This is a genomic window from Bacillus sp. JJ1127 (assembly GCF_036965845.1).
GTDB lineage: Bacteria > Bacillota > Bacilli > Bacillales > Bacillaceae_G > Bacillus_A.
The window spans coordinates 7,034-16,280 of record NZ_JBALQK010000195.1 but is presented as its reverse complement, the minus strand read 5'-3'; the positions used below and the strand labels follow the sequence as shown (position 1 = coordinate 16,280).

The window sequence follows — 9,247 nt, the reverse complement described above, 5'->3', positions numbered from 1 at the left end:
GTACTAGCTAAATCTTGTACAATTTATATGATTATAGCGTAGAAAATTAATTTCTTTTGTTCATTTCATTGCTGATTCTAAAACGATATAAAACATCCAATACTAAGTTCTGGCTTAGCTGGCACGCACATAAAAAAGCAGCCAGCTGTTTCTAGGCGATTTCTCGATTTTTAAATATATGGAATTTATTATCCCGAAATAGATATTTTAATTATTATAAAAGGGTGTATTTACTAAGATATTCTTCGCACAAAAATCTATCTATTTGCATATAGTATAAGTGTTATCAAATATCAACTTAATTAATGAAAAGGAAGGAGTATTTGTCTATGGTTCTATCAATATGCAAAAGTAGCATCTGTCGCCAGTTCTCCAACATACCACTTGGAACTATAATAACAGTCGTAGGTAAATCCGGTTTTGTTTATGGAACAGCCAAACTTATAGACTTTAATAACTGGACTGGCATAGTCACATTAGAAGAAGAAGATTTACCATCTCCAAGCGTGACGAATATTATAAAAATTAGTTGTAATAATGTTGAAAGCATCATAACAACAGAAGAATAAAAATAATTGCTACAATTGGTGATATATAATGAAGTTACTGTATATTTCTTCTGGTTATCACGGTATTTACGATTATTTAGATCACAGTATGAAAGCTGGGCTAAACGATAATAGTTATGAATGGATCTCCTTTCACCCATTAGAACCTATAGAAAAGCTGCAATCTATTGTTGCCACGTTTCAACCACAAGTGGTTCTAACTATATTAGGAGACTATCTTTCCGTACAAGCTATTCAATATTTTAAAAAAAATGGTATTAAGCTAGCATGTTGGATGACTGAGGATCCTTATTATTTTGATAAAACTTTTCAAGTCATTGATAGATTTGACTATATCTTTACCATCGATACCGGCTCTTTAAAACACTATCAATTAGCCCACCCGAATGCCTATTATTTTCCGCTAGGTACAAATGATTCCATTTTTAAACCTCGCTTAATAGAACATGCATACAAAAGCGATTTACTCCTTGTAGGATATCCATATCCCACAAGGATAAATCTCATCCATTTTCTCTTAAAAAATACAAACTATTACATCGTCCTAGTTGGGAAGGGATGGCGTAATAGACTACAAAAACTCTGGAGAAACAACCCCAGAGTTTTGATTAAAGATACATGGATAAATCCAAAAGTGGTTTCCTATTTTTACAACGGGGCCAGCATTGTATTAAATCCTCATCGAAGCCACAGTTTCTTGTATAATCAAAACACATCTGGAATTATTAGCGAAAGTATTAATAACCGAACGTTTGATATTGCGGCATGTGGGGCTTTTCAACTGATAGAGGAAAAACCTAATCTTCGTTCTTTCTTTACTGAAGAAGAAATGGTATCTTACCGGGATTATGAAGATTGTCTATGTAAAGTGGTTACCTATATGAATAATAAAGAAGAGAGACAGGTTATTGCTCAAAAGGCTCAAAAACGAGTGATAGAACAGCACACATTTAGTCAAAGAATGAAAGAAATGATAAATATTATTCAATCATAAAAATCGTATTCTATCGCAAACATAATTTATCGAAAAAATAAAATCTTAGTACCTATTCATTATGCTCCAAACAACTTATGTTTGAACTCCATCTTATTTGAAGCAAACTTTACTTTTCAAATTTGAACAAGAGAAAACATCGATATGATTGAAGTGAACCCGAATAGTGGTACATGAAAAAAACACCTCCTGAATTCGCAAACTAAGTATGCAAATTCAATGGAGGTGTTTTTCGTTTGAAGACAAGAGTTCATTACCCAGAAGAAATAAAGTGGAAAGTAATTGAAATGAAAAAGGATGGTTATTCAAATCGCACCATTATGGAGAAGCTCGGAATTAAAAATGTTTCCCAAATTAAGAAATGGATGAAATGGTATCGTACAGATCAAACGTATCGTTTTCAACAACCTGTAGGAAAACAATATTCTTATGGAAAAGGGCCAAAAGAGTTAAATGAATTGGAACAGCTACGGTTAGAAAATAAACACTTAAAAACAAAATTACTTATATGGGGAAAGTATCTGGAAATCGAAAGGAGTTGAAACCGGAAACTGTAGTTACTTTATGGAATGATTTAAAAACAAAAATAACTGTAAAAGAATTGTGTAACGTATTAGAATTACCCCGTTCCACATTTTATCGCTGGTTACAACGAACGAAATGTTTTAGAGATGAGATAGAAGAGAAAATCAAGGACGTCTGTCTTAGGCATAAATTACGATATGGATATCGAAGAGTGACCGCTACTCTTCGAAAAATGGGGCTGTGTGTGAATCATAAAAAAGTATTACGAATCATGAGACAAAATCATATTCTCTCAAAAGTACGTCGAAAGAAAAAGAAATATATCAATGGTGCGGAACCAGTGGTAGCCCCTCATCGATTGAAACGTCAATTCGGTGCATCCGCACCAAATGAAAAGTGGTTTACGGATGTGACGTATCTATTATTTGGAGAGCGTACCTTGTATTTATCAACGATTATGGATGCCTTTAATCGTGAAATTATTAGTCATGTCATCAGTGAATCACAAACACTGTCATTAGCAATGAAGGCATTAAAACAAGCAATGAGAGGGCGAAAAGTAAAAGATGTCCTTCTTCACTCGGATCAAGGAAGTATTTATACCGCGAAGGAATTTCAAGCGTATGCCAAAGAAAAAGGCATTATCACCAGCATGTCCCGAAGAGGAAATTGCCATGATAATGCCGTCATGGAAAACTTCTTTGGTCATTTAAAAAGTGAAGCTTTCTACTCACAAAAGATAACAAAAGTATCCAACACAACTGTGCGAAAGATTGTGCTAGAATACATTCATTACTACAATTGTGTGCGAATTCAAGAAAAATTAAACCACCTATCCCCTAAAGAATTTAGGGAACAGATGGTTTAGGTGTTTTGATATGTGTCCCGTTTTCAGGGTTCACTTCAGATAAGCGAGGTTTTTTCTTGGTATAAAGTATTTCCCCACCCCGTCTTTCCAGGAACATATAGATGAAAAATTTTTAAAACGCAAAAAAAGATGTTCCGCAACGAAACTCATTCTTAGAAATCGAAAAAAGGTTGAATGTTATGTTGTTTTACTGAAAAATTTCTTTTGCAACTCCATATCTTGTTCGTTTCCACCAAGTCTACCTTTGTATAAAGTGAAACTTTAATCAGTGGGGGGGCTTCGTTTCCCACTGATTATTAGCCCTCACCAATCTGGCTTTTACAGACAATTGATCCCCCATCTATCTTCTTTACCTTTGCTAAATTTTAAAAGGTCTTACCACCCGTTACTGCAGAATAAATAACATAATGGATAACAATATTAGAATCCATTTCCTATGGAATAGATATCACTTCCGCGATAGCTACAATATGCATTCCTTTTTTATATCCAACCTCTTAAAGTGTACTGTCAAATCCATTCCCAAAATATAAATCTTTTGCCAACGTATTTGCCCTATAGAGGGAATCATGAGTTCCAGCGTCAGTCCACCAGCCCTTTAATACATCATAAGTTAAAGTACCTCTTTTAATATATTCATTGTTCAAGTCCGTTATTTCCAATTCTCCGCGGTTAGATGGACTTAACTTTTTGACCATCTTAAATACATCTGCATCATACATATAAATTCCTGTTACTGCATAAGGACTTTTCGGCTTCTTTGGCTTTTCCTCTATATTTACAATATAATCACCCTGTATTTCAGGAACTCCGAATCTTTTTGGATCATCAACTTCCTTCAAAAGAATTTTCGCTCCTTCTTTTTGCTTCTGATACCCTTTTACATAATGAAATAATGTATCAGAAAATATATTATCACCTAGAATGACAAGCATTCTGTCATTACCGATAAATGTCTCACACAACCCTAAAGCTTGCGCAATTCCTCCTGCTTTTTCTTGTACTCTGTAAGTAAATGAAACTCCAAAATCAGTTCCGCTCCCTAAGAAATTAACTACATTGCCCATATGTTCTTTTCCTGTTACGACAATAATGTCTGTAATCCCACATTCTTTCAACTTAAAAACCGAGTGATAAATCATTGGATAACGCCCTACAGGCAGCAAGTGTTTATTAGTCACCCTAGTAATAGGGTATAATCGTGATCCTGTACCTCCAGCTAAAATAATGCCTTTCATAAGATTGCTCCTTTCCCTCTATAAAAGTCTAAAACGTAGCCTGATGTTTTATTTAAGTAAAAGCAGAGAAATATCCATATTCCCAAACCATCTAAAGATACCCTTCTGTATCTATCCTCAAATCCCACAATGTATCAATGAAATTTCTTTGCAGTATTAATACAATTCTTTAGGTCTCATTTTTATTCTTCATCTTTTCATAAATACGTTTCCTGCTATGCTCATGACACCCAATGAATAAAATCTTTTTATTCTTTTCTCGGAAACCTTAAACTGCTAAAATGCTTTTAAAGAAAACACAGTGAAGTAACAATAGTAGATTTCTTCATGACAACGGTTTTAAAACAAAATGCTGTATAGGTTGATTTATTATAAAAAACATACGCTCTATAAACGTTAATTTTTCATTCTATAAAACGATAAAACCCTTGGTAACAAGGGTTTTATCTAAATAAGGAAGTTACGTTAAGTCTCACAGAAAGCAAGGACTCAACTTTTATTAGATGTTATTTCAAATAAATCAGGAGCTAATGTTCGAACACTCACTCCATCTTCATTCATTTCTATTAAATCCAACTTTTTAAAGAAACTTTTTATTTCTTCTTCTGAGGTCAACGTATGATTCCCTTTTATTGTAGAGAGCGCTCTTACAGACGATTCCTCAATAGAACTTTCCCCCGTTAAACTGATTTTATCTAATAAATTAATAATATTCTTATACGCATAGTTTTCTTCATCCATGGCCCCATAATAATTTTTTGATAGAATTTTTTTCCCTTCATTCATTTCCCCTTTAGATAAATAGAAGTCGATTAAGTTGAATACTTCATTACTATTTACTGATTTATGGGTAACTGCATTAGGTAAATATTTTCTCTCTTTTTCATAATCAATCGGCATATAAGCAATGACTGGTTTATCAAGTAACAAAGCTTCAATGCCCGTCGTACAACGATTGTGTATCACGACTTTCGAGGCTAAAATCCACATAACAACATTACCATCATGGGCAATAAACACATTTTTATAATCCGACAACTCTTTTCGATAACTCTCCACATTTTCATGAATATGAGGACGAACGACAATATTAAGATTCGGATATTTCTCACTTAATTCTTTAATTAATTGAATAAAGTGTTCATATACCTTCTTTATATAACGTTCATTAGGATTAAATCCTCTTAGAAAGTGATTATATTGAGTAAATCTTGTATTCACTAAAATAAAATCTCCAAACTTTTGTTCAATCATTTTAACTTCATCACTATATAAACCCCGGAACTTTTTCTTGAGTAGATCGAAACGCAGATGACCAGTTAAATGAAATTTCTGCTTAAATTCAGGAAAAGTATTTGTAACTATTTCTTTATGAGCATCTCCCCAGCAATATACATGCTCGAGTATTTTGACATACTTATCATCTTTTCCAAGACGGCTATAATTATTGCTATTAAGGAATAATCCTTCTTCTTCATCTAATTCAACGATAGAATAGCCTAGTTTGTATGCGTGATCCATATATTCTTTCCTTGCATCACCATAAGGAGTTCCCTTTGAACAAATAATCCCCTTAGGTAATAACTCCAAATGAGCGAGAATAGGCGTATGTGTTCCCAGAATAACTCGATATTTTTCTTTAATTGCATAATAAGCTAAGAGTAATTTTGCATCTAATTCCCTTGTTTTTGATTCGATTGGTAAGTAAAGAAACTTTTGTGACATAAACATCACTCCTTCTTATTGTTTCAATCGAAAATAATCGTGCATTTAGTATGCATATATTATATTTTTCTTGTAAAGTGAAATTTTAATTAACGAAGAATTTCTTCATCCCCACTGTTTACTAACCCTCACCAATCGAGCTTTTACGGGCAGCTCACACCTAACTTCTTTGCTTTTGCGAAATTTTGAGGTGAGATCTTGCTGCCCACAAATAGCAGAATAAACCTACTGAATCCATTAATATTTACCTATCATTCATCTCTCTCCTGAAAATTTTTTAATTTTGTTGCTTTCTCATTAATTTCTTCTCTGTTTTTTAATAATCTTTTTAATAAGTTTAATATTTCAGTACTAGTTACATTATCAATAATCCATCCACATTGGTATTTTTTCACCCTTTCAGCAGGAGCACCTAGATTAAATGTAATAATAGGGTATCCCGATAACATCGCTTCACTTGTTGTATACGAATACGTTTCAGGACAAATTGAAGGAGTAATCACCAATGCTATTTCTTTTTCAGCTAATATTTCTGATAAATTATCAACTTCATATCTTCCTGTTACTTCAAACTTACCTTCATCACTTTTGTGCGGGTTAAAATGAATATTTGTTATACCAATCACCTTTATGTTTATTGGCAAATTTTCTTCAACAATTAAATCCTTTAATTCATATATAATGCCTGACCCTTTCGGCAAATCGATTGCCCCCAGAAAAGCAATATTTAAATCTTGTTTATTTAAAAAATCCTTATTAAAAGTGTATGCTATTTTTGAATCAATGGAATGTTCTCTTACTTCTATCTGGATATCTTTATAATATTTTAAAAGAATTTCTTTCGTATTATAACTAGGTGTTATCACCTTTTTGGCCTCTACCAAAAAAGAATGAAACGCTTTTCTCCAATCTTCAATGTTAATAGTTTCTTTTGGATATAATTTTGCAATACATCCCTGACAGATTTCTGGGTTTGTTTCAGCATTACAATATTTCTTTTCATAGTTAATTAAATTATAACTTGGGCAAATACAATAAAAATCATGAACAAAAAAACAATAATCCACCAGTGAGTGTTTTATTAAGCTGAACATCTTTTCAATTGGATACTTAACTAAATGATTAATAAAAATTAGATCTATTCTTAAAGCACTTAATAATTTTTTAAAATTCATTTCATTTAATTTACTTAGTTTAAGATTATAATGTATTGGCTCAGAATGATTATGATCAGTTAAAATTACATAATCTGTCCCAGGTGTTAACGTGTATATCCTCTCATCATCTTCTAATGTTTTTATATAGTTAGCTTGATAGATTGAGGCACCACCACCTGAGCCATGGTCAATAAATAATCTGCCCTTTCTATAAGAATATTTATCGGCGACCATTACACTTTTCATGAATTCTCTTATATTTTTTATCGGATCCAACCTTATAAATTCTTGTATTATTTTATTATAATCGGGGTATCGGTTAAGTAATTTTTTTAAATTACTTGACATTAGCTCTTGTTTACTGTCATCTATTTGATTAAAACTTACACCATGTTTATGATAAACAAACACATTTGGAATCAATATATTTTGATATCCTTTATGCTGTGCCCTCATACACCAATCGTTTTCCTCGCCATACCCTTTGCCAAAAACCTCATCATCAAAGATTCCGATATCATGAATAACATTTCTATTTAATGCCATACAGAAGCCTACGCCTGTTGGGATTACTATCCCTTTGTTAATGATATATTTTGAAAAATATGAATCGACTTCATTTGTATTCATATCGTACGGTAATTCATTGTCTTGAAGAAAATTTGGATAAGAACAAATCGTAGCACTATTTGAGAAAGGAGTAACTGATGAAATTTTATCATTTACTAAAATAGGGTTGATTAAACGCCGAAAACAATGAGGGGAAATTTCTGTATCGCTATTTAATAAAATGGGATGATTTGTTGTTAAAAGTAGGCCTTTATTAATACTTTTTACATATCCCAGGTTCTTATCATTGTGTATAATCACTAAGTTTTTTAAGCTTTGAGGTGATTTTTTAGATTTCAAGTTCTCCAAAAAATCACCTATTCGTTCATCTGTACTCGCATCATTAATTAAAAATAAGTTAAATTGAAGATCTACATTATTATATATACTTTCTATACATCTCTTTGTAAATTCATAGCCATTATATATTGGTATAATCACATCTACTACAGTATCTTGAAGTAAGTTATTATTATATTCAACATAATTTAATTCATTAAATATTTCTAAACTAAATTGATCAAGAATAGAATCATTTAAAAAAGATGGTTCATCAGCTTCTTCGTTTGTATTCGAAATAGATTGGATATCCGTTGGCTTTTCATAGTTCAAATTTAAAATCAATCCTTGTTCGTCACCATTTAAATATTTATCTGTATGGAATTTAATCTCTTTTTCGCTTTTTGAATAATCCCAAATCCTCAACTGATTTACTTGTCCTTCAAAGTATCCGTATACTTCACATCCTCCAATATTTCCTGATGCAAAGATATTATTCTTAGTACTTTTTAATCCTTTTTTCACAAAATTTCCATTCACATATAAGTTTGGAGTTTTATTTTCATAAACAATCGCTATATGAGTCCAATCGTCTATTTTTATCTCATATGTGAGTAGAGCAAATACATCATTACAACTATGTTCATATACCGTTATACCATTCGTTCCAACTGATATCCCAGTGCCCGATTCATCTTTTTGCTCAATTGCAGATTTCCCTGGACTAATAATGAATCTTTGACCGGAAATGCTATACTTTCCTTCATCTGATTCCCAACTTAAGCTAAGTTCCTTTTGAGGCTTTATCCAAAACTCATAGGTGAAATTATTTTTGATATTTCTAAACAAATCCTTTGTCCTTAGCATTTCTTGCCCTTTGAAATTTAAAAATCCTTGTAACACATTGTTCACCCTCGCTTATATAATTCATTCTATAATTAAAAACAAAATATTCCAGTGTTAAAATTAAAAGATATATATACTTTTTTATTAATGAAGATCCATTTTTTTATTATTTTAGTTTTATAGTCGACTAATTATACACGATCGATATTTTTATTCACTACTAATGATTTGTATAAACTATGCGATCGAACAATAGAAATCGGACTTAGGCTTTTACTTTTATCATGCTATGTTTTGTTTTTCTTTTTGTATAGTTACATAGCCTAGCCTGAAAAAAGATGGTGCATTATGCTCTATATTTAATAAATAATCCCCTCTCTGTGCTTAGATAACTTATGAACATATAACACTTTTAGATTAGAAAACCTTAAGATACC

General features: G+C 31.8%; 6 protein-coding genes. 3 read left to right on the top strand and 3 right to left on the bottom strand.

Annotation, left to right across the window (positions count from 1 at the left end):
* The first annotated feature begins 329 nt into the window (after positions 1-329).
* From V7183_RS18580 to V7183_RS18570, 3 genes are all read left to right on the top strand, one after another.
* On the top strand, positions 330-569 hold the full coding sequence (locus V7183_RS18580) for a CGEA protein (RefSeq protein WP_335360415.1): 240 nt from the start codon (positions 330-332) through the stop codon (positions 567-569).
* A 28-nt stretch (positions 570-597) separates the two neighbouring features.
* Positions 598-1,563, top strand: coding sequence for a CgeB family protein (locus tag V7183_RS18575; protein WP_335360414.1), 966 nt, complete (start codon positions 598-600; stop codon positions 1,561-1,563).
* 236 nt (positions 1,564-1,799) lie between these two features.
* A protein-coding gene (locus V7183_RS18570; protein WP_335360413.1) for an IS3 family transposase occupies positions 1,800-2,956 on the top strand; the annotation gives its coding sequence in 2 pieces (ribosomal slippage) (positions 1,800-2,052 and positions 2,052-2,956; 1,158 coding nt in all).
* Between the two features lie 497 nt (positions 2,957-3,453).
* On the opposite strand, the gene V7183_RS18565 is transcribed toward V7183_RS18570, so the two are convergent.
* From V7183_RS18565 to V7183_RS18555, 3 genes are all read right to left on the bottom strand, one after another.
* Positions 3,454-4,194, bottom strand: a complete 741-nt coding sequence (locus V7183_RS18565; RefSeq protein ID WP_335360412.1) for a sugar phosphate nucleotidyltransferase — start codon at positions 4,192-4,194, stop codon at positions 3,454-3,456.
* 489 nt (positions 4,195-4,683) lie between these two features.
* Entirely contained in the window at positions 4,684-5,919 is a 1,236-nt protein-coding gene (locus V7183_RS18560; RefSeq protein WP_335360411.1) for a surface carbohydrate biosynthesis protein, read from the bottom strand.
* A gap of 251 nt (positions 5,920-6,170) precedes the next feature.
* Positions 6,171-8,867, bottom strand: coding sequence for a glycosyltransferase (locus V7183_RS18555; RefSeq protein ID WP_335360410.1), 2,697 nt, complete (start codon positions 8,865-8,867; stop codon positions 6,171-6,173).
* Positions 8,868-9,247 lie beyond the last annotated feature (380 nt).

What these genes read in the sequence shown, in the direction of transcription:
- V7183_RS18580 (WP_335360415.1), top strand. Translation starts at nt 330, where the DNA reads ATGGTTCTATCAATATGCAAAAGTAGCATCTGTCGCCAGTTCTCCAAC.
- V7183_RS18575 (WP_335360414.1), top strand. Translation starts at nt 598, where the DNA reads ATGAAGTTACTGTATATTTCTTCTGGTTATCACGGTATTTACGATTAT.
- V7183_RS18565 (WP_335360412.1), bottom strand. Translation starts at nt 4,194, where the DNA reads ATGAAAGGCATTATTTTAGCTGGAGGTACAGGATCACGATTATACCCT.
- V7183_RS18560 (WP_335360411.1), bottom strand. Translation starts at nt 5,919, where the DNA reads ATGTCACAAAAGTTTCTTTACTTACCAATCGAATCAAAAACAAGGGAA.